At 45.6% G+C, this 20,300-nt stretch carries 20 protein-coding genes; 14 read left to right on the forward strand and 6 right to left on the reverse strand.

Going from position 1 to position 20,300, the window contains the following annotated elements; genetic code table 11:
• Positions 1–36: 36 nt before the first annotated feature.
• From QUB24_RS16320 to panB, 6 genes are all read left to right on the forward strand, one after another.
• Entirely contained in the window at positions 37–876 is an 840-nt protein-coding gene (locus QUB24_RS16320; RefSeq protein ID WP_333154211.1) for a hypothetical protein, read from the forward strand.
• Between the two features lie 21 nt (positions 877–897).
• Positions 898–1,362, forward strand: a complete 465-nt coding sequence (locus QUB24_RS16325; RefSeq protein ID WP_333154212.1) for a hypothetical protein — start codon at positions 898–900, stop codon at positions 1,360–1,362.
• A gap of 153 nt (positions 1,363–1,515) precedes the next feature.
• Complete coding sequence (locus QUB24_RS16330) at positions 1,516–1,932, forward strand: aspartyl protease (protein WP_333154213.1); 417 nt, start codon at positions 1,516–1,518, stop codon at positions 1,930–1,932.
• A 148-nt stretch (positions 1,933–2,080) separates the two neighbouring features.
• Positions 2,081–2,347 (forward strand): type II toxin-antitoxin system ParD family antitoxin, encoded by a 267-nt coding sequence (locus QUB24_RS16335; protein WP_333054747.1) that lies wholly within the window; start codon positions 2,081–2,083, stop codon positions 2,345–2,347.
• Entirely contained in the window at positions 2,344–2,643 is a 300-nt protein-coding gene (locus tag QUB24_RS16340; protein ID WP_333154215.1) for a type II toxin-antitoxin system RelE/ParE family toxin, read from the forward strand. Before QUB24_RS16335 ends, QUB24_RS16340 begins: the two co-directional genes overlap by 4 nt.
• Positions 2,644–2,663: 20 nt before the next feature.
• Positions 2,664–3,440 carry a 3-methyl-2-oxobutanoate hydroxymethyltransferase gene (panB, locus tag QUB24_RS16345; RefSeq protein WP_333154216.1) on the forward strand — a complete coding sequence of 259 codons (777 nt, stop codon included), beginning with the start codon at positions 2,664–2,666 and terminating at the stop codon, positions 3,438–3,440.
• Positions 3,441–3,501: 61 nt separating this feature from the next.
• Here panB and tatA read toward each other — a convergent pair whose 3' ends face one another.
• Positions 3,502–3,693, reverse strand: a complete 192-nt coding sequence (tatA, locus tag QUB24_RS16350) for a twin-arginine translocase TatA/TatE family subunit (RefSeq protein ID WP_006632937.1) — start codon at positions 3,691–3,693, stop codon at positions 3,502–3,504.
• 139 nt (positions 3,694–3,832) lie between these two features.
• Between tatA and QUB24_RS16355 the strand changes: the two genes are divergently transcribed.
• The 4 genes from QUB24_RS16355 (at position 3,833) to QUB24_RS16370 (ending at position 8,455) form a co-directional block, all read left to right on the forward strand.
• Positions 3,833–4,570, forward strand: coding sequence for a phycocyanobilin:ferredoxin oxidoreductase (locus QUB24_RS16355; RefSeq protein ID WP_333154218.1), 738 nt, complete (start codon positions 3,833–3,835; stop codon positions 4,568–4,570).
• Between the two features lie 71 nt (positions 4,571–4,641).
• Entirely contained in the window at positions 4,642–6,285 is a 1,644-nt protein-coding gene (locus QUB24_RS16360; protein ID WP_333154219.1) for an HlyD family efflux transporter periplasmic adaptor subunit, read from the forward strand.
• A gap of 182 nt (positions 6,286–6,467) precedes the next feature.
• Complete coding sequence (devC, locus tag QUB24_RS16365) at positions 6,468–7,628, forward strand: ABC transporter permease DevC (protein WP_333154280.1); 1,161 nt, start codon at positions 6,468–6,470, stop codon at positions 7,626–7,628.
• A gap of 104 nt (positions 7,629–7,732) precedes the next feature.
• A complete protein-coding gene (locus QUB24_RS16370; protein WP_333154220.1) occupies positions 7,733–8,455 on the forward strand; it encodes a DevA family ABC transporter ATP-binding protein in 723 nt (240 codons plus the stop codon).
• Between the two features lie 17 nt (positions 8,456–8,472).
• Here the strand turns inward: QUB24_RS16370 and QUB24_RS16375 are convergent, their stop codons facing one another.
• Complete coding sequence (locus QUB24_RS16375) at positions 8,473–9,384, reverse strand: hypothetical protein (protein WP_333154222.1); 912 nt, start codon at positions 9,382–9,384, stop codon at positions 8,473–8,475.
• A 289-nt stretch (positions 9,385–9,673) separates the two neighbouring features.
• A complete protein-coding gene (locus QUB24_RS16380; RefSeq protein ID WP_333154223.1) occupies positions 9,674–9,946 on the reverse strand; it encodes a hypothetical protein in 273 nt (90 codons plus the stop codon).
• Between QUB24_RS16380 and dnaX the strand changes: the two genes are divergently transcribed.
• Complete coding sequence (gene dnaX, locus QUB24_RS16385) at positions 9,923–13,294, forward strand: DNA polymerase III subunit gamma/tau (RefSeq protein ID WP_333154224.1); 3,372 nt, start codon at positions 9,923–9,925, stop codon at positions 13,292–13,294. The genes QUB24_RS16380 and dnaX overlap by 24 nt on opposite strands.
• Positions 13,295–13,602: 308 nt before the next feature.
• On the opposite strand, the gene clpX is transcribed toward dnaX, so the two are convergent.
• The 3 genes from clpX to tig all read right to left on the reverse strand — a co-directional run bounded on the left by clpX (position 13,603) and on the right by tig (position 17,495).
• Positions 13,603–14,946 carry an ATP-dependent protease ATP-binding subunit ClpX gene (gene clpX, locus QUB24_RS16390; RefSeq protein WP_333154225.1) on the reverse strand — a complete coding sequence of 448 codons (1,344 nt, stop codon included), beginning with the start codon at positions 14,944–14,946 and terminating at the stop codon, positions 13,603–13,605.
• Positions 14,947–14,955: 9 nt separating this feature from the next.
• A complete protein-coding gene (clpP, locus tag QUB24_RS16395) occupies positions 14,956–15,645 on the reverse strand; it encodes an ATP-dependent Clp endopeptidase proteolytic subunit ClpP (RefSeq protein ID WP_333041644.1) in 690 nt (229 codons plus the stop codon).
• A gap of 431 nt (positions 15,646–16,076) precedes the next feature.
• Positions 16,077–17,495: a trigger factor gene (gene tig / locus QUB24_RS16400; RefSeq protein WP_333154226.1), complete on the reverse strand. Its 1,419-nt coding sequence runs from the start codon at positions 17,493–17,495 to the stop codon at positions 16,077–16,079.
• A gap of 225 nt (positions 17,496–17,720) precedes the next feature.
• Here tig and QUB24_RS16405 point away from each other — a divergent pair, with 225 nt between their 5' ends.
• The 3 genes from QUB24_RS16405 (at position 17,721) to dapA (ending at position 20,101) form a co-directional block, all read left to right on the forward strand.
• Complete coding sequence (locus QUB24_RS16405) at positions 17,721–17,924, forward strand: hypothetical protein (protein ID WP_333154228.1); 204 nt, start codon at positions 17,721–17,723, stop codon at positions 17,922–17,924.
• Between the two features lie 132 nt (positions 17,925–18,056).
• On the forward strand, positions 18,057–19,100 hold the full coding sequence (locus tag QUB24_RS16410; protein WP_333154229.1) for an aspartate-semialdehyde dehydrogenase: 1,044 nt from the start codon (positions 18,057–18,059) through the stop codon (positions 19,098–19,100).
• A gap of 107 nt (positions 19,101–19,207) precedes the next feature.
• Entirely contained in the window at positions 19,208–20,101 is an 894-nt protein-coding gene (gene dapA / locus QUB24_RS16415) for a 4-hydroxy-tetrahydrodipicolinate synthase (protein WP_333054761.1), read from the forward strand.
• Positions 20,102–20,300 lie beyond the last annotated feature (199 nt).

The raw sequence follows: 20,300 nt of genomic DNA on the forward strand, positions 1-20,300 counted from the left end.
TCTACATAACTATGTAAAAAGAAAGGTTTTAAACCGATGAGTATGAAAAGTTGGATATGCGATCGCACTCTTATTACAACCAGAATTATTGCACCATTGATGGGACTAATCACTATTGGATATACAAGTTTTGCCGATGCTGCCCCACAGCAACAAGTTCCCAGCATAAATAGTGCAAACATCGATACAACAAGTAAAAAGAATTACCTGAATAATCCAGAAGAAAATTCAACAATCGAGGCTTTAAATAAAAAAGTTCAAGTCAGCCTTGAAAATTCTGTAAATTCCCCTAAAAAAATACCTCTTCAACAAGGTATGCCATACAAAGAGGCGCGTCAAATCCTGATTCAACAAGGGTGGCAGCCCAGCTTACAAGGTCAACCTAACCTCAGAGATCGTTCTGTTAAAGAGCTATTTGATTTGGGATATAAAGAGATTAAGGATTGTTCTGGTACAGGAGAGGGGCCTTGTCGTTTTGAGTTTATCAATCAACAAGGAGAACTGCTAGTTATAGTCGCTACGACCAGAGGTTCTGAAAATACAAAACGTTTTGTGAGGAATTGGTGGATTGAGAAAAAGACAGATAGTAATCAACAAAAATCGTCATCAAACATAATTGAAGAAGGTCGTTATTGGTTGGGAGGTACGGATCAGGGTTTAGAGGTCAAGGGAAAACAATATCGATATTATGACGAGTCTAATATCGAGCGACCGTGGCAACCTCTCTCTGAGTTACAATCTATCAAAAAAGGCGTTGTGTTTGATGGTAAAAATTATTGGTGTTTATCTACTCTAGCACCTCAAACAGGAGGAATTTCTTGTTCTAGAGATGGATGGCAACAAAAGATTTATCATCAGCTATATCGGAGAGATTGATAATTTTTATTGGGTTTAATCGTGCTAATTAAATTACTTTCAATTAAGTCAAGAGCTAAGTTTTTAGGGGTGTGTGCGTTAGCTATAGCCCTTGTACTCGGTGGCGCCAATCTAGACAGGGCTACAGCGCGCGATTATGAATCACGCACTCAAGCTGTGGATAGGTTTACGGATTGGTTTTTTTATAAAGTGAATCCTCAATTGGGAGGTCGCAAATTGCGATCTGACGATTCTTCTGCCTACATCCGCGAATGGAATGCTATTCGTAATACAGTCGATCGAGAAATGATTACTACACAAGGAGATTGCGTCGGTGATGCTTTCTGGGACTTCGATTATCGTTCTCATGGGCGATCGCTCGATCGGATTGCAGATACAATTTGGGATATCCGCGATCCATCGGGTGACAAAACTCGTGCAGATGTTTCTAAACAAGAATGGCAGAAGCTTCGTAATTCAATAATTAGAGAACATTTTTGCTATTAAGTTGCCATATTTCTCAACCCAATTTAAAGAATAAAGAACAACAGCGCTTTTAGTTACAAATATTGTTAAAATGTAAAATAGGCAACCTCGCTTGTAGATCATTCAGTCGAAAGACAACGAAAACATTCTCTAGCAAAACAAAAGGATAAAATAATGGGCCGAGTCACCGCAACAATAACCGTCACCAACGAAGTAGACAAGATGCTAGCAGAAAGAGGGTTCATCCCCGCAGAGCAAATACGCTGTATCACCATCGATAACGTCCTAGTAGATAAAAAAGCAACTCGACTCTGTTTACCAGCAGATATTATCAGTCAGTTAGGTTTAACTTTAGTTGGTGAAATCCAAGGAAATACAGCAATAGGAACCCGACCATTTCGTCTGTTCAAAGATGTCAGTCTTGCCGTAGCTGAACGGGAAGGCAGGTATGATTGTGTAGAAATTCCCGCAGGAGAAGAACCTTCACTGGGCTTAATTACCCTCGAAGATTTGGGTTTAGAACCGGACTTGAAAAATCAGCGGTTGATTGTTTTGCCGGCGGAGGGAATGCAAAGCTATATTCGCGTGTAAAATCTAAATTATTAACGTTAAATGCTGGCTATACCTACATTAGAGCTTACTTGTCTCTGATTCATTGTTTAAAATCCCGATCGCAAAATTTGATAGTTTTTTGTTATTATGGGAAATAGTAGTTGACTCAAATAGGTGACTCAACGTAATGAACATATCCTTAACTCCCGAACTAGAGCAGTTTGTTCAGTCAACAGTAAACAACGGTAGATACTCATCAGCTTCTGAAGTGGTATGGGCTGCGTTACGATTGCTAGAACAACGAGAAATGGAACGCTTGGTGCGTTTAGAGGAACTCCGCAAGGAAATAATGATTGGAATTGAAGCTTCCGATCGCGGAGAGGTTTTTGATGGTGAAGAAGTGTTAAGAGAACTGCGTGAGGAGATTCAGCAAGCCGATGAGGGTGAAAAATGAGTCGATACACTTTGAGTGCCCCTGCCAAGCAAGATTTAAGGGAACTCACGAACTATCTGTTGCTGTTTAGCGCCAATGCAGCCAACCATTTTCTTAATGTTTTTCAGGAAAAAATTCGTTTATTAGCAGATTTTCCAGAAATGGGGCGCAGTCGTGAGGAATTAGCACCGTCTCTACGCAGTTTCCCTGTAGATAAATATGTAATTTTTTACCGGGTTATTAAAAATGGTATCCAAATTGAAAGGGTGTTGAGTGGTTATAGAGACTTTGAGGATGTTTTTGTAGAAGACAGATAATATTATATTTTTGCACTAAAATGTCAGTCACTACTCATCAATTAATTCAGTGGAAACAACAAGGGCGGTCAATTGTTGCCCTGACAGCTTATGATTATGCGATCGCCCAACTCATCGATCAAGCAGGCGTAGATATCATCCTAGTCGGCGATTCCCTCGCCATGACAGTCTTAGGCTACGACACAACCCTACCCATAACCCTCGATGAAATGCTGCACCACGCTAAAGCTGTGCGTCGCGGAGTTAAACAAGGATTAATTGTTGTCGATTTGCCGTTTTTGACTTACCAAGAAAGTCCCCAGCAAGCCATGCACTCGGCGGGGAGAGTTTTGAAAGAAACCGGCGCTCAAGCTGTAAAATTAGAAGGTGGATATCCAGCAATGGCGGCTACAGTTTCGCAGCTAACATCCGCCGGAATTCCGGTGATGGGACACGTCGGTTTAACTCCGCAGTCTGTACACCAACTCGGTTATAAAAAACAAGGAAAAACGGCTTATGCAGCCGATCGCATCATAGCAGAGTCGATCGCACTTCAAGAAGCCGGTGCCTTTGCGATCGTCTTAGAACACATTCCCGCCGACTTAGCCGCTCAAATTACCCAAAAATTAACTATTCCCACCATTGGTATCGGCGCCGGGCCGCACTGCGACGGACAAGTATTAGTTACTTCCGATTTGCTGGGACTTTCTGAAAAACAGCCGCCTTTTGCCAAAGCTTACGCCAATTTGCGAGAAACAATTACCCAAGCTGTGAAAGATTATTCCCTTGAAGTTAGAGAAGGCAAATTTCCCGAATAGGTTCGTAGTGAGGGCTTGAACCCTTAAAAATGAGGACTAAAATCCTCACTACAAACCTAATTTACACTTTCGGCTGGCCCTCTTCCTCTTTATCCTTCTCAACAGCTTCATCCTCCGATTGACCAACCCCTTCCTTAAAACTCCGCAGCGTTTTGCCCAAAGCATTTCCTAACTCAGGAATCTTCTTGGGGCCGAAAATTAGTATGGCAACCACCGCAATAATGCCCATTTCGGGCAATCCCAGACCAAACATACAAAATCTCCTCTAAAACTTGCTCGATCGTAAGTCAATCTTAAGTCAATCTACTGATATTGTTAAAGTATCTACCTTTTTTCCTGCATCCTGCAACAGTAGAATCCAGTTTAATTAAGCTATCGCACGATAAATAAGAATGTTAGAAACATCCCAGCCTTCTCTACGCGACCAACAGCACCATCTCATCCGCGATTTAGCAGACCGGATGGAAGCAGTATGGCACCGCTATCTCGACCTCGAACCCTACCACCTGCCCGCTGAGTTGGGATATGTAGAAGGCCGCTTGGAAGGAGAAAAACTGATCATTGAAAACCGCTGCTATCAAACGCCCCAGTTCCGCAAAATACACCTCGAACTCGCTAAAGTCGGGCCGGTACTTGACATTCTGCACTGCGTGATGTTTCCCAGACCGAATTATGCTTTGCCGATGTTCGGTACGGATATCGTAGCAGGCAAAGGCCAAGTTAGCGCCGCGATCGCAGACCTTTCTCCCCTCAATCGAGATCGAACTTTGTCGGAAACCTACCGAACCCAACTGGAAATTTTGCCCCTCAAGCAATTTTCTTGTCCCCGCCAAATTCCCGAATGGGGGGATATTTTCTCAGAATTTTGTCTGTTTGTGCGGCCAGAGTCGATCGAAGAAAACAGTCGGTTTTTGGATATTGTTGAATCCTACGTTGAAATTCACTGCAAACAGGCAGTCGCTTCCGAACCTGTCTCTGCCACCGAAGCATCGGAAATTCTCGACGCTCAAATTTACTACTGCACCCAGCAGCAGCAAAACGACAAAACCCGCCGCGTACTCGAAAAAGCTTTCGGTCAAGATTGGGCAGAACATTACATGACAGAGGTGCTTTTTGATATCCCTAAATAGCTGAAATTGGTTTACAATACTTAATAGTAGGTGGGCAAAACTTAATTAGGAAATCACCTACTTTATAAGTAATGGGAAAGGAATCACGGCTCAAGGATAAATCATTTTTAAAACCCCCAGGGCGAGGAATCATCGGTTTAGCGATCGCCGCCACTGTTATTACCACAGGAGTAGGTTTTTGGCAAGTATCTCAACTTAAAAAAGCCGAAGAGTTACAGGCGGCGGCTGCAACGGCGGCTGCAACTTCCGTCGCCACCCGCAACAGCGTTACCGCTTTGGGTAGGTTGACTCCGCAGGGGGAAGTTATCAAATTGTCGGCCCCTTCGGCGTCGGAGGGAGCAAGAATTGAACTGTTGCAGGTGGAAGAGGGCGATCGAGTCAGTCAAGGACAAATCATAGCAGTTCTCGATACGCGCGATCGGCTCCAAGCAATCCTCCAACAAGCCGACAAAGAAGTCAAAGTCAAACAAGCAGAATTAGCGAAAATTCAAGCAGGCGCAAAAACAGGCGTTGTCGGCGCCGGGAAAGCAGAAGTTGCCAAGTTTGAAGCACAAGTGCAAAGAGAAACCGAAGGCGAATTAGCCAATATCGCCCGCTTAGAAGCTCAACTACGAAGAGAAACCGAAGCCGAACAAGCTAACGTCGCCAAATTCGAGGCACAACTGCAAAGAGAAACCGAAGCAGAACAAGCTAATCTTGCCAAATTTGAGGCACAATTAGAAAGAGAAACAGAGGTGCAGCAATCCAAATTGGCTAGGTTAGAAGCTCAATTGCGCGGCGAAATTGCCTCTCAAAATGCTACAGTCGATCGGCTAAAAGCCGAATTAACCAACGCCGAAGCCGAGGAACAACGCAATAAAGAACTTTCCGAAACAGGCGCAATTTCTGCTTCCGCCTACGACACCAAACGTTTAGCAGTAGAGACGGCTCGGCAGAGAGTCAAAGAAGCTCAAGCTGTATTAGAAACAACAGTGCAAACACTGCAAGAGCAAATAGTCGAGACTAAAGCCACAGTCAAACAAACAGTAGAAACAGGCAAGCAGGAAATCAATCAATCCAGAGCCAATCTCCGACGCAAGTTAGAAACAGGTAGGCAGGAAATTAACCAAGCCAGAGCCACCTTAAATCAAAAGATAGAAACTGGTAGAGAACAAATTAATCAAGCCGAAGCAATACTCAAACAAAAAGCAGAAACCGGCCAAGAAGAAATCAATCAAGCCAAAGCAAATCTCGACCAAATTGCCGAAGTACGTCCCGAAGACGTGCAAGCGGCCCAAGCAGCCGTAGAAAGTGCGATCGCCACCAGACAAAAAGCTCAAGTAGACTTAAACTTAAGTTACGTCAAAGCACCCGTATCCGGCTACATCCTCAAAGTTCACACCCGACAAGGAGAAGGCATCAACACTGAAAATGGCATCGTAGAACTAGGCCGCACCGATCAAATGTACGCCGTAGCAGAAGTTTACGAAACCGACATCGCTAAAGTGCGAAACGGCCAGCGCGCTACCGTCAGCAGCCCCGTATTTGCAGGCACTTTGGAAGGAACAGTCGCTCGCATTGGCAAACAAATCGGCAAAAAAGATGTCCTCAATACAGACCCCGCAGCCGACACCGACGCGAGAGTTATCGAAGTAAGAATTCGCCTCGATCCGGAATCGAGCAAGAAAGTTGCAGCCCTAACAAACTTGCAGGTTGAAGTTAAAATAGATATCTAAATTTTACCTTAACAAAACTTACGCATGGGGACTCAAGAAACCGGGTTTTTTACCGAGATTAAGGGTTTGAATCAAATATAAGCGTAAAAAACCCGGTTTCTCAACACCCGTGCTTAAGTCCTAAAATTCTTCAATCCAAAATCCAAAATCCAAAATCTAAAATCTAAAATTGATTGACTGTTATGGCAAAAATACCACTAGCTTGGGCACAGTTAACCCGCGAAAAAATGCGCTTAGCCGTCGCACTAGCCGGCATTGGCTTCGCCGACTTGCTAATGTTTATGCAGTTCGGGTTTAGAGACGCGCTATTTGAAAGCTCCATCACCTTTCACTCACAGTTAAAAGGGGATATTTTTATCACCAGCACCCAGTCTACGGCTTTAATAGCCATGAAAAGTTTTCCCCAGCGTCGCTTGTATCAAGCTTTGAGTTTTGACGGCGTTACAGCAATTAGTCCCGTATATTTAGGCTTTGGGTTGTGGAAAAACCCCGACCCCAACCAGCGCAATACCCGCCAATTGATGGTAATCGGTTTTGACCCCGCTCATCCCATCTTTGATATGCCTGAAATCCAAAATAATTTGGACAAAATCAAAATTTCCGATGTGGTTTTATTTGACCAAGCTTCCCGGCCGGAGTTTGGGCCAGTAGCAGAATATTTCAAACAGGGAAAAGTTGTTGAAACTGAAGTTGACAATCGCCGCGTTAGGGTAGATGGTTTATTTACTATAGGGGCATCTTTCGGTGCAGACGGAAATCTTGTCACCAGCGATTTGAACTTTATGCGGATTTTTTCTACGCGGAGAACAAGAGGTTTAATCGATATAGGTATTGTTCACTTGCAGCCGGGAACAGATGTTAAGGCTGTTGTTGATAAAATGAGGGCAACTTTGCCGAATGATGTGAGAATTTCTTCTAAAGAAGAGTTTGTAGATTTTGAAAAAAAATATTGGCAGGAAAGTACCTCAATCGGATTTGTTTTCACTCTCGGCGCGGCAATGGGATTTATCGTTGGGATAGTGATTGTTTATCAAATTCTTTATACTGATGTTACCGATCATTTACCCGAATACGCTACGCTGAAGGCGATGGGATATAAGGACATTTACTTTTTGGGTGTGGTGTTTCAAGAGGCTTTGATTTTGGCAATTCTTGGTTATTTGCCAGGGTTTGGGGTTTCTCTGGTGCTGTACAATTTAGGGAGAAGTGCTACGAGTTTGCCGATGTATATGACTTTGATGAAAGCTGGAACTGTTTTTGCAATGACAGTTGTCATGTGTTCTGTGTCGGGGGCGATCGCAGTTAGGAAGTTGCAGGCGGCTGACCCGGCAGATATTTTTTAAGGAAGGAAGGCACGACACGGATTTTGACACGGATACACGGATTGAATAAGAAGCAATTCTGAAATAAAAAACAACTAATAACTAATAACTAATAACTGATAACCATGAATACTTTACCAGTTGTCTCAATTAAAAATCTCAATCATTCTTTCGGTGAAGGTCAACTTCGTAAACAGACCTTATTTGACATCAACCTCGAAATTTATCCTGGCGAAATCGTGCTGATGACAGGCCCTTCGGGGTCGGGTAAAACAACATTGTTAACCTTGATTGGAGCTTTGCGATCGATCCAAGAAGGTAGTCTGAAAATTCTCGACCAAGAATTGCGGGGAACCGGGAAAAATAAATTAGTTAAAGTCCGCCGCGACATCGGCTATATTTTCCAAGCTCACAATTTGCTCAAATGCTTGAGTGCTAGGCAAAATGTGCAGATGTCTTTAGAATTGCACAGTCATCTTTCTCCCCAAGAAACTAATGATAAAATAGAGGAAATGCTGCAAGCTGTAGGCTTGGGAGAAAGAATAGATTATTACCCCGACAGTCTTTCTGGCGGGCAGAAACAAAGAGTTGCGATCGCCCGCGCCTTAGTCAGCCAGCCGAAATTAGTATTAGCAGACGAACCCACAGCAGCACTAGACAGTAAATCAGGTCGAGATGTGGTAGAAATTATGCGAGGTTTGGCCAAAGAACAGCACTGCACTATTTTGCTTGTCACCCACGACAACCGCATTTTAGACATAGCCGATCGCATTATTCACATGGAAGACGGCTACCTCGCACAAGATACATCAACATCGGCTGCCACAGGCGTTCTTTCGGGAAAATAATATTAATCCACCTCAACTTATTTCCGAGAACCGGGACGCTTTCCTCCTACTTTAGCTGGACTTTTTGTTGCACCTTTGGCTGGACTTTTAGAACTACTTTTGCCACTTTTTTGACTTTTAGCTCCTGTCAACTGGCTCTCAAGGTCATTTGCAGGTCTGCCGGCAGGCGTTCTCGTAGTCCTAAAGGTAACATTCACCCCTTCATTCGACTGTTCCAACACCAACATCGGCGTCGGCTTGGCTTTTTGATCCCACTCAATATGAACGATGCGACCTTGAATTGTTGGCTGCCAACTGTCGTGGTCGTCTGAAGGACTCAGATAAGTTTCCAAACAGTCAATAATTTGATTAATTGTCGCCGATGTTGCCTGAGTCGGCAGTTTCATCAGCTTAATTTGAATCCGAAACAGCACTCGTTTTTCTATTTTTACCGCCGGATCGCCAGTTTCGTATTCGATATCAAACATCGAATCTACTTGCCTGCCGCTGCCGGCATTCCCGTTTTTATCTCCCACTGCACCCTGAGTCGGACGCAGGGCAATACTAATTTTCTCTTTGACTTTTACCTTAATCTGGTTCACAATGGCAAAGTGAAAGACTTCTTCCGCCATCCGCATTCTCAGGTAGTCTAAATTAAAGTCTCGCGAGTGGATAAGGTCGGGATTCTTTTCCATCTTTGACATGGTTTCCAGAGCCATTTTGTATTTTTTCTGGAGTTCTCGATTTCTAAACTCTTCAAATTTGAGCTTTTTACTCAAATCGTCGAGTTTTAGCTTGGTAAACACCGCTAAACCGATAAGCAATAACAACAGTAATCCCGCCCCTCCTATTAAGAGTTGGTCTGAGGACGGATCTCCGGGTTTAGCCTTTTTAGGTTTGGGAGAGGCTACTGCCAACCTTGGTTCTACAAGGATTATTTGGGTTGACATGGGCTTTTAAAGGGTAAAATTTGACGCTATATTTATACAGGACTCCAGAGTAGAGCTGGTAGTGCAACTGGATCAACCAACATTGACATTATTCCACCATCATCTTGGTACAACTGGATTTCTGCAACTGGATCACGCACCCTCTAATTAATACTTTATCTTTAACTGCAAGCAGGTTTCCGAAATATCGGAGAATCCCGCGCTGGTACTGGCCAATAGAAATGGTGAATTGTCTGTAATATATTATACCAATACAGCTAAAAAAATGTTTGTTCGGCGGTCTCCGTTTCTAGCAAAATAAAAAGAAATACACATAAATTAATAGTAACTCTGGGAGCGAGCAGCGGAAAACATCACGGAGAACAGCCGATCGCCCGGACGATCGAGAGGCGGACGTTGGGAGAGTGCTAATTCCTACTGTTGGCTCACTCCCCCCGTGCCAGCCCACCGGGCGGCTTGCTGTGAGAGTCGGGCTCTCTTTGCGATCGAACAACGTCTCCTTAGCTAAGATTACAGCTAATACCACCAATATTCGATCGTGACTTACGAACCCCTGCACCACAAATATCGCCCTCAGACATTTGCCGAATTAGTCGGTCAAGAGGCGATCGCCCAAACCCTCACCAGCGCCATCCTACAAGAGCGCATAGCACCAGCATATCTATTCACCGGCCCCAGAGGCACCGGTAAAACCTCTAGTGCCAGAATTTTCGCCAAATCTCTCAACTGTATTTCTACGGTTACCCCCACCCCGACCCCCTGCGGCAAATGCAACGTTTGCCAAGAAATTGCCCGAGGTTCGACACTAGATGTCATCGAAATCGACGCCGCCAGCAACACCGGAGTAGATAACATTCGGGATTTGATCGAACGAGCTCAATTTTCCCCGGTACAGTGCCGCTATAAAGTATATGTAATCGACGAGTGTTTGAGCGGGGATTCTCAGGTAAAAACTAGCGAAGGTCTGATGCGGATCGACAATCCCAACATCAAAGGAAAACAAGTTATCAGCTATAACGAAACTTCAGAAGTTTGGGAATTTAAAAAAGTTTTGAGGTGGTTAGACCGAGGGGAAAAACAAACACTGGTGATTAAAACCGCCAACCGAGAAATCAGATGTACTGGCAATCATCCAATCAGGACAGAACAGGGATGGATACGAGCAAAAGATGTAAAAGAAGGAGTGAAGATACTATCCCCTGTGAATGTGGGTGCGGCACCGTCATTCACAAAATTGGAACAGATGGACGCTTGCGGAGATTTGCCAGAGGACATCAATTTTACGGGAATACCTACGGACAAAAATCCTACGACTTGGCCTCTATTATCGAACAGGCTCAAGCCATCCAACCTCTCTGTGCGTGTGGCTGCGGAGAACAACTCGAAATACCAGACTTTTTACAAAAAAAAGGCAAAGGGATTAAGAGTATTCAGTCTCATTGGCCGCGAGATCCGTATAAAAAAGGACATGGACTTTGGGATGCAAGAACGGAAAAGTTCTTGGCAAATGCCGAAGTTTTGCAACCAGAAACACTCGGACTCATCTACGGAACATTACTTGGAGAGGGTTTTATCACCTACCCAAATAAATATAGCCGATTTCCAAGATTGGGCTGGACACACGGAGAAAAGCAGCGGGAATGGTTGGAATACAAAGCTTCTTGCCTTTCGACACTGCGACAAAAGTTACGAGTTACACCTAACCGAGGATACGGAAATATATCAGTCTGTTGCCACACAGTCTGCCATCCCCAACTTAGAGATGTCTTTGACGCTGTTAAACCCAACGGAAACGGAAAATACGTCACAATGGATTGGCTCGATCGCGTCACTCCAGAAGGACTTGCTTGGTGGTACATGGATGATGGTTCGCTCAGCATTTCCCCAGAAGGAAGTCCAAGCATCCAAATTCATACAGAAGGATATTCTAGGGCAGAAAATCAACTCCTTGCCAATTGGCTTACAGGTTTGGGATACCCAACAACCACTAAATTTTACACAAGGTCTAACACCTGTAAAACCTACGACTACATACACATGGGTGCTGAAACCAGTAGAAAATGGGTATCAGACTTTAAAAAGTATTCAATCTCTTCAATGGATTACAAGTTTGGAGACAGTCGAATCTGTAAAAGTCGCTGGGGTCGAGAGAGTTTATGATATTGAAGTAGAAGACAACCACAATTTTGTCGCTAACGGTCTTCTGGTTCATAATTGCCATATGCTAAGCACCCAGGCATTCAACTCTCTACTCAAAACCCTAGAAGAACCGCCCGATCGCGTTGTATTCGTCCTCGCCACAACCGACCCACAAAGAGTATTACCAACTATTATTTCGCGGTGCCAAAAGTTCGACTTTCGCCGCATCCCTCTCGAAGCAATGATTGCTCACTTGCACAAAATTGCCCAATTAGAAAACATCAATATTGCCAGTGATGCAGTACAAATGGTTGCTCAAATTGCCCAAGGCGGTCTACGAGATGCCGAAAGTTTGCTCGACCAACTGAGCTTATTTCCCGGTCAAGTAACAGTTGAAAAAGTTTGGGATTTAGTCGGTGCCGTCCCTGAAAATGACTTAATGGATTTGCTGCAAGCTATTGATACAGATAACGCTACAGCACTAATAGACATGACTCGTCACCTCATGGATCGCGGTCGGGAACCGCTCATCGTCCTGCAAAGTCTCGCGAGCTTTTACCGAGATTTGCTAATAGCCAAATCTGCCCCGAAACGGTCAGATTTAGTAGCTTTAACATCGGCCACTTGGGAAAAACTGGGGAATTTTGCCCGCCATTGGGATGCGGAGTTGATTTTGGCAGGTCAGAAACATTTGCAAACCCACGAAGTGCAAATTAAAAACACCACTCAGCCGCGTTTGTGGCTGGAAGTAACGCTGTTGGGATTATTGCCCTCAGCAATTAGAACTCAGCAGCAACCGGCAGCCGAACCAGCTAAAAATGTTGCTCAACCACCACAAAATCACCCCCCCCAACCAAGGGCGGGCACGGGGGCACCGCCCCTACAATCGGCGGGGAGCCAGACATCTAATATTGAACAATCTTCTGTTCCCAATTCGCAAAATCCTCCACCGACTTCGCCACCTGTGGCTAATCGAATAGAAAGCACACCTGCAGCAGCGATTCCCGCACCTGTACCAACTGCTGAAACGAATCAAACAAATTATTCACCGACTAATTCAGCGGATGAAATCGATTTAAATCGAGTGTGGGAACAGGTACTTGACCGCGTGCGGCCGCATGGCACTCAATCGCTGCTTCGCCAACATGGACAGCTAGTAATTTTTAGCAATGATACTGCTTATGTTAAGATTAGTTCGCAGCCGTTGCTCAATATGGTTAAAGACAAAGTAGCTAATATTGCAGAAGCTTTTTTGCAAATTTTTAACCGTCGAGTAACAGTAAAAGTGGGCTTGACAAATCCCGCTGAAACTAAAAGTTCCCGCACCAAGGATTTGCCCACTTCTAACGGACGTGTGGGCGAAAATCCCAGGAATTCTCATCCTGTGAGTGATGCTGGCCAACAGGTGCAGAACTCGGCGGGTTCTGAGATTACAGATGATTTTTGGGGGAAGGGTGGAGAAGAACCAAAACACCCGCCAGCGCCTGAAAATACCGCTGTTAATGTGCCTGCCATTTCCGAATCGCGATCGACCACAAACGCCTCTACCGACTCTCAAACTGACTTTAACGCTCAGGCTATAGCGGTGCGTGATGACGCGCGAAATGTCGCGAATTCGACTAGGAAGTTGGCTGATATGTTTGACGGGGAAGTAGTCGATTTGTCGGATGACTTGGAGATTTGGGAGTCGGAAACTTTTAGATTGGAATCTGAACCGGATTTTTCCGAGTTATCTTCTGAGTTAGGTGAGGATGATTTTATAGATTGGTAAATGAGAATTGGGCATTGGGCATTGGGCATTGGCTTGATATGATATCAATTCCGGTTGCACTCTTGGACATGATAGAGGAGACGGCAGTGCCATCTCCCTACAATGTTATTTTGGGTAGGGAGACGGCAGTGCCGTCTCCTAATTTCGGCTACTAATAATTTCGATGCAACCGGAAACGATATGATATGTTGTACCATGCTCAAGAACAGGCTTTCCGGCCTGTTCCACAAAGAGTGAATTTTCTTGTGGGGAGTATGGGTTGGGCAGGAGAGCCCGCCCTAAAAGACTTGTTGACAATGTGAAAACTTTTAAGCCGATTCCGGTTTTGGTAGCGAAGACGGAAGTACCAACAACTCAGCAGTCGATCGCTTCTCGACCATTTCCTTAGTAATCGTACACCGGGCGACATCCTTGCGCGACGGCAACTCGTACATCACATCCAACATCAATTCTTCGACAATTCCCCGCAGCGCCCGTGCTCCAGTTTTCCGGCGGTATGCCTCCTGGGCGATCGCGCGAATCGCCTCCGGCTTAAAGTCCAACTGCACATTATCCATCTTCAGCAGCTTTTGATACTGCTTAACCAAAGCATTTCGGGGCTCAGTCAAAATCGCCATCAGCGTTTCCTCATCCAGCGGCTCTAACACCGCCGCCACCGGCACCCGCCCAATAAACTCAGGAATCATCCCAAACTTCACCAAATCATCCGGTTCCAGTTGCTTGAGCACATCAGCAGCCCGCTTTTCCTTCGGCTGAGCTTCTCCGGGCTGAATAAAACCCATTGACTTTTTGCCCGTTCTCTGCTCTATCACTTTCTCAAGACCGACAAAAGCACCACCGCAGATAAACATGATATTGCTAGTGTCAATTTGGATGCAGTCTTGGTAAGGATGCTTGCGGCCACCTTGGGGAGGTACATTGGCGATCGTCCCCTCCAGCATTTTCAGCAGCGCCTGCTGCACGCCTTCCCCAGACACATCCCGCGTAATCGAAGGATTTTCGCTCTTGCGGGCTATTTTGTCAATTTCATCAATATAAATAATTCCGCGCTGCGCCTCTTCCACGTCCATATCTGCCACTTGCAGCAGCCGCAGCAAAATATTTTCCACATCTTCCCCGACATAGCCCGCTTCCGTCAGCGTCGTCGCGTCAGCCACCGCAAACGGCACGTCTAGCATATCCGCCAAAGTCTGAGCCAGCAGAGTTTTGCCGCAGCCCGTTGGCCCGATTAACAAAATATTCGATTTTTGCAGTTCTACTTCTTCCGGCGGGTGCTTGCCGCTATTTTTGGCATGAATAAAGCTGAGGCGCTTGTAGTGGTTGTAAACTGCCACCGAGAGCACCTTTTTCGCATCATCTTGCCCGATCGCGTTTTCGTCGAGGTAATTTTTAATTTCCCTCGGCTTCGGAATTTGGCTCATCAACATACTTTTGCCCGAAGTAGCGCGGCGCTTTTGCGTCGTTTCCTGCTTCGGAGCCACCGCCGCTGGGGGTACTGCACTCGAGTCAAACAACTCCTCATCTAAAATTTCATTGCACAAGTCTACGCATTCGTCGCAGATATACACCCCGGGCCCTGCGATCAACTTGCGTACTTGCTCTTGAGACTTGCCACAAAACGAACATTTTAGATGGGAGTCGTACTTAGACATAACAGCCTCTTAATTCAGTGCAGTGACATTCTCTCCCGCCGTCGGAAGGTTTTCCTTAGCGATTACTCGATCAACCAAACCGTAATTTTTGGCTTCCTCGGCTGACATAAAAAAGTCACGCTCTGTATCCGCCTCTAATTTGTCGATCGGTTGACCTGTGTGGTGCGCTAGCAGTTGATTCAGCTTACGCTTATGATAAAGGATTTCTTTGGCTTGAATCTCAATATCAACTGCTTGACCTTGAGCGCCTCCAAGCGGCTGGTGAATCATAATCCGGGAACTCGGAAGAGACATCCGCTTACCGTGAGCTCCTGCTGTCAACAGAAATGCGCCCATACTCGCTGCCAAACCGTAACAAATCGTCACCACATCCGGGCGGATTTGCTGCATTGTGTCATAAATTGCCATGCCGGCCGTCACCGAGCCGCCGGGGGAATTAATGTACATTTGGACATCTTTTTCTGGGTCTTCGGCATCTAGATACAATAGCTGAGCCACTATTGAGTCAGCAACTTCGTCGGTTACGGGAGTTCCTAAAAACACAATTCGCTCCCGCAGCAAGCGCGAGTAAATGTCAAAAGCCCGCTCGCCCATCCCCGACTGTTCTAGTACCATCGGCACTACATTGCTGGGGCTGGAACTGACATCAAAATCGTTATAGCTTGTAATTAGGTAATTGGAAGATTGAGATACAACCATAAGACACCAGTCAAGGATTCTAGACAATTTGCTGCTGCTGATGAAAGCTTTAAATTAAGCCGCCAGCTTTTAACTATTATGCCTCTTCTGAACGGATATCGGGGGAATGGGCCAAACAGGCCAAACAGGCCAAACAGGCCAAACAGGGCATTGGGTATAGTCGAGCCAAATCTTGTGACTATTTAACCCAAATTCAACTGTAGTTCGACATTAAACGTAAAATTCGATCGCACTTGAGATACCCCCGATCCCAGCCGTAGGGACACTCCAATACCCCATTAGTGTCCACTTAAGATTTCAGCCCGCCAAGTCCACCAGTGGACCCGCTAGTCCGGCAGGGAATGAATTCCCTCCCGGAATGCGGGTTTAACGTGTTTGTTGACACGAAGAAGGGCTGGCGTGCGGTGTCCCTACTACTTTGATTCTGCGCCCTAATCTTCGCCTACAACTTCAACTTCAACGCTCGTGGCTGCTTCTGCTGATTCTTCAGCGTCCGATTCTTCTGATTCTTCTGCTGCTGCAGGAGTCAGAGAGCCTTCAGGTACGAGTTCGATTGTTCCTTTTTCTTCCAACCATTTCAGGGTTTTTTGTTTGAGCAAGTCTTCTGCTACAAATTCTTGCAACCTTTGGGGGTCAAAATCTCCTTTGGGAAACTGCTTTCTGATTTTTGCTACTTCTGCTGCTACTTCTGCTGGTTCAACAGATAAGGATTCCAGCTTGGCTACTTCTGCCAGAGCTAAATTCTGCTTGAGGCGCTCGATTGCTTCCGGGCGCGAGCGTTCCCGCATCGGGCCCATATTTTCTTCCGTAAACAGTTGGTTGATATCTATGCCGTAATTTTTCAATTGGAGGGCTTGTTGATTCAACAAATAATCGATTTCGCGATCGAGCATTGTTTCGGGAATCTCGACTTCTATTAGCTGCACAAGTGCTGCTGATATAGCTTTTTCCTTATTGGCTGATGTCTTGTTTTCTTGGTCTGCTTTAAACCGAGTTTCGAGCGATTCGCGCAGTTCTGCTAAAGTTTCAAACTCGCTGACTTCTTGGGCGAAGTCGTCGTCCAACTCCGGCAATTCTTTTTCCTTAAGTTCTTTGAGAGTAATCGTAAAGACTGCCGGTTTTCCTGCTAATTCTTCACTGCTATACTCTTCGGGGAACTGCACAGAAACTTCTCTCGTTTCTCCCGGATTCATCCCGATCATGCCTTGGATAAAGCCCGGTACAAACTGATTTTCCGACAATTCTACTTGGAAGTCTTCTGCTTCGCCACCGGGAATTTCTGCGGGAGTTTCGCCTTCGGGTGCTTCGGCAAATCTACCGGAGAAATCAACCAAAGCCGTGTCTCCCAACTGAGCCGGTCTGCCTTCTACAGGGATTAAAGTAGCTTTGTCTGATCGATATTTTGCCAGAACCTCATCTACCTGAGCCTCATCATACTTTGCTTCTTCTGCTTGAAGCTGCAAACCTGTGTACTGACCCATTTTCACTTCGGGTTGTACATCAACCTTCGCCGAAAAAATCAGAGGCTGTTCAGGATCGAACTTCTCTAGTAATTCTTCAAACTCGGTGCGAAGTTCAAAACTGCCAATTGCGGCAATTTTTTCTTGTTCGAGGGCTTTTTGCAGGGAATCATTAATCAAATTTTCCAAAGCCGTCGCCTTCAAACGAGTCTGGCCTAGGCGCTGTAGCAAAACTTGACGGGGAACTTTGCCTTTGCGGAACCCAGGAATATTAACCTCGCGAGCAAATTGTTTAATTACTTGCTCGTAAGCTTGTTTTGACTTTTCTGACGGTACTTCGATTTCCAGACCAATTTGGCTAGCTGGAAGTTTTTCCTGGGTTACTTTCATCGGCTTTTTTGATATTTAACAATAGTAATAAAATACATACAAATCTGACTTTGCCTGCATTTTAATTTTGTACGCTTTGACTCGTAACGGCACAACTACAACACCTTTACCGGATGAGACTGTAAGTCATTGCCGGCTACTTTTTTGGCTCTTGCCAAATAGTTTTGGTTTGAGGATACTAGCTTTTGCTGCTAGGAATGTGGAGGTTAAGTCCACTAATTGCCGATGCACCATAGCACATATCGCCCTGTGATGTCAATCTTGCCGGCCTCTGCGGCCAGTCAAAGTCAATGGATGCGCCTGCGAAAATACAGATATATCGCAAAACTTAACCGGATGCGGATTGGGCGTGGGCGAGCGACAAAAGATGCTAAACTGGCATTGGGTACGATCGCCCGGATCGATCGGGAAGTTCGATCGCCCTTTTAGGTTAACTGCACCATTGCCATCCTCTCATGCTCCTGATGTCGCATAACATTAATTAAGTTTGATATTGAGAATTGCAGTTATTTAAATTTTTGATTTCGATCGTTGAAACTATAATTTGTGGAGGAAACTAATTTGTCTCAATCCTATCGAGTTGCCATTTTAGGAGCTACCGGCGCAGTCGGTGCCGAGTTGCTAGAACTATTGCACAGCCGGAGTTTTCCGATTTCTCACTTGAAGCTGCTGGCTTCGGAACGTTCAGCAGGCACTACCTTGCCTTTTGGGGGCGAGATGCTGCCGGTCGAAGCAGTTTCGGCGCGATCGTTTGATAATGTAGATTTGGTGCTCGCCTCTGCCGGCGGCTCTACTTCTAAATTATGGGCTCCGCAAGCGGTGGCAGCCGGAGCAGTGGTAATTGATAATTCTAGCGCCTTCCGCATGGATGCGACGGTACCGCTAGTGGTTCCAGAAGTCAATCCCCAAGCGGCGGCTGCTCACCGAGGTATAATTGCTAATCCCAACTGCACGACTATTTTGATGGCAGTTGCGGTTTGGCCACTTCACAAAGTTAGGCCCATACAGCGCATAGTGGTAGCGACTTACCAGTCTGCCAGCGGGGCGGGGGCGAGGGCAATGGAGGAAATGAAGGCTCAAGCAAGAGCAATTTTGCAGGGGGAAACTCCCAAAACAGATATATTTCCCTACCCCTTAGCATTTAATTTGTTTCCGCACAACACCCCGATTAATGATTTAGGGTATTGTGAAGAAGAGATGAAAATGGTAAACGAAACTCGGAAGATATTTGGTACGGACGAGATTAAAATTACGGCAACTTGTGTGCGGGTTCCCGTACTGCGCGCTCATTCGGAAGCAATTAATCTAGAGTTTGCAGAGCCTTTTAGCGCGATCGAGGCCAGGGAAATCTTAAAGCAGGCAAGCGGGGTTAAGCTGGTAGAAGACTGGCAAGCTAATTATTTCCCGATGCCCGCAGAAGCCAGCGGTAAGGATGAGGTGTTAGTTGGCAGGATTCGCCAAGATATTTCTCACCCCTGCGGGTTGGAGATGTGGCTCTCTGGCGATCAAATTCGCAAAGGGGCGGCTTTAAATGCGGTGCAGATAGCTGAGTTGCTGGTAGAAAAAAATTTGTTGCGAACCCAAGCGGCGGTGGCTTCTAATTAGGGGCAACCCTGGCAATTTGGAAATTCAAATTGGGGATTTTAGATAAACCGTTCATCTGAAATCAAAAATTTAAAATCAAAAATCAACAGTCTAAAATCGGAGAAAGTGTGGTAAAGTTTGGACGGGTTCTGACTGCAATGATTACGCCGTTTAAGGAAGACGGCAGCGTTAACTATGCGGTAGCAGAACAATTGGCAGTTCATTTAGCCGATCGCGGTACAGATAGCTTGGTAGTGTGCGGCACTACAGGCGAGTCTCCCACTATGACCTGGGATGAAGAGTACGAATTATTTCAGGTGGTACAAAAGGCGGTGGCCGGTAAGGCGTTGGTAATCGCAGGAGCCGGATCGAATTCTACTTCAGAAGCAGTAGCAGCTACCCAAAAAGCAGCTAAACTAGGGTTAGATGGTTGTTTGCAGGTGGTTCCTTATTACAACAAGCCGCCGCAAGAAGGTTTATATAATCATTTTCGGGCGATCGCGCAATCTGCTCCAGAATTGCCTATAATGTTATATAACATCCCCGGTCGCACTGGTCAGAATATGTTGCCCGAGACGGTGGCTAGATTGGCCCAAATCCCCAACATTGTGGCCGTAAAAGAAGCAAGTGGCAACTTGGATCAAGCAAGTCAAATTCGGTGCTTGACATCCCCTGAATTTGCCATCTATTCTGGAGATGATTCCCTAACTTTGCCAATGTTGGCGGTAGGAGGATCTGGTGTAGTTAGCGTAGCCAGCCATCTGGTAGGAGAGCAACTACAACAGATGATCAAAGCTTTCGAGGCCGGTCAAGTTCAAGTCGCTACCCAGATTCACTTGCAACTTTTTGACCTGTTTAAAGCTCTTTTTCTCACCACAAATCCCATTCCCGTCAAGACAGCTCTCAAACTTCAAGGCTGGGATGTAGGCTCCACCCGTCCGCCCCTGTGCGATCCGCCCGTTGAGGTAACTCAAAAGTTAAAGGACGTACTGAGTCAGCTAGCAGCAGTATCAGCTAGCTAGACGAGCGAGAACGAGTTTTCAGACAACTGAATATTGGTTGTGATAAGTCATTAGTTGTTAGTCATTAGTCATTAGTAATTAACTGTTAGTAATTAGCTAACAGTCAAAAAGTAAAGACTGAGGATTAAAGACTGAAGGCAAAAGACAACTGACTGTAGGGGATAGTAAAACCCCGTAGGGGAGTTTTCCACAAATATCT

This window comes from Microcoleus sp. B9-D4, assembly GCF_036705105.1.
In the GTDB taxonomy this organism is placed as follows: domain Bacteria; phylum Cyanobacteriota; class Cyanobacteriia; order Cyanobacteriales; family Microcoleaceae; genus Microcoleus.

Coding starts and splice junctions, on each gene's coding strand:
- QUB24_RS16370 (WP_333154220.1), top strand. CDS start 7,733: ATGAATACTTTACCAGTTGTCTCAATTAAAAATCTCAATCATTCTTTC.
- QUB24_RS16355 (WP_333154218.1), top strand. CDS start 3,833: ATGTTAGAAACATCCCAGCCTTCTCTACGCGACCAACAGCACCATCTC.
- QUB24_RS16375 (WP_333154222.1), bottom strand. CDS start 9,384: ATGTCAACCCAAATAATCCTTGTAGAACCAAGGTTGGCAGTAGCCTCT.
- clpX (WP_333154225.1), bottom strand. CDS start 14,946: ATGTCTAAGTACGACTCCCATCTAAAATGTTCGTTTTGTGGCAAGTCT.
- panB (WP_333154216.1), top strand. CDS start 2,664: ATGTCAGTCACTACTCATCAATTAATTCAGTGGAAACAACAAGGGCGG.
- QUB24_RS16405 (WP_333154228.1), top strand. CDS start 17,721: ATGCACCATAGCACATATCGCCCTGTGATGTCAATCTTGCCGGCCTCT.
- clpP (WP_333041644.1), bottom strand. CDS start 15,645: ATGGTTGTATCTCAATCTTCCAATTACCTAATTACAAGCTATAACGAT.
- QUB24_RS16330 (WP_333154213.1), top strand. CDS start 1,516: ATGGGCCGAGTCACCGCAACAATAACCGTCACCAACGAAGTAGACAAG.
- QUB24_RS16335 (WP_333054747.1), top strand. CDS start 2,081: ATGAACATATCCTTAACTCCCGAACTAGAGCAGTTTGTTCAGTCAACA.
- tatA (WP_006632937.1), bottom strand. CDS start 3,693: ATGTTTGGTCTGGGATTGCCCGAAATGGGCATTATTGCGGTGGTTGCC.
- QUB24_RS16320 (WP_333154211.1), top strand. CDS start 37: ATGAGTATGAAAAGTTGGATATGCGATCGCACTCTTATTACAACCAGA.
- tig (WP_333154226.1), bottom strand. CDS start 17,495: ATGAAAGTAACCCAGGAAAAACTTCCAGCTAGCCAAATTGGTCTGGAA.
- devC (WP_333154280.1), top strand. CDS start 6,468: ATGGCAAAAATACCACTAGCTTGGGCACAGTTAACCCGCGAAAAAATG.
- QUB24_RS16340 (WP_333154215.1), top strand. CDS start 2,344: ATGAGTCGATACACTTTGAGTGCCCCTGCCAAGCAAGATTTAAGGGAA.
- QUB24_RS16360 (WP_333154219.1), top strand. CDS start 4,642: ATGGGAAAGGAATCACGGCTCAAGGATAAATCATTTTTAAAACCCCCA.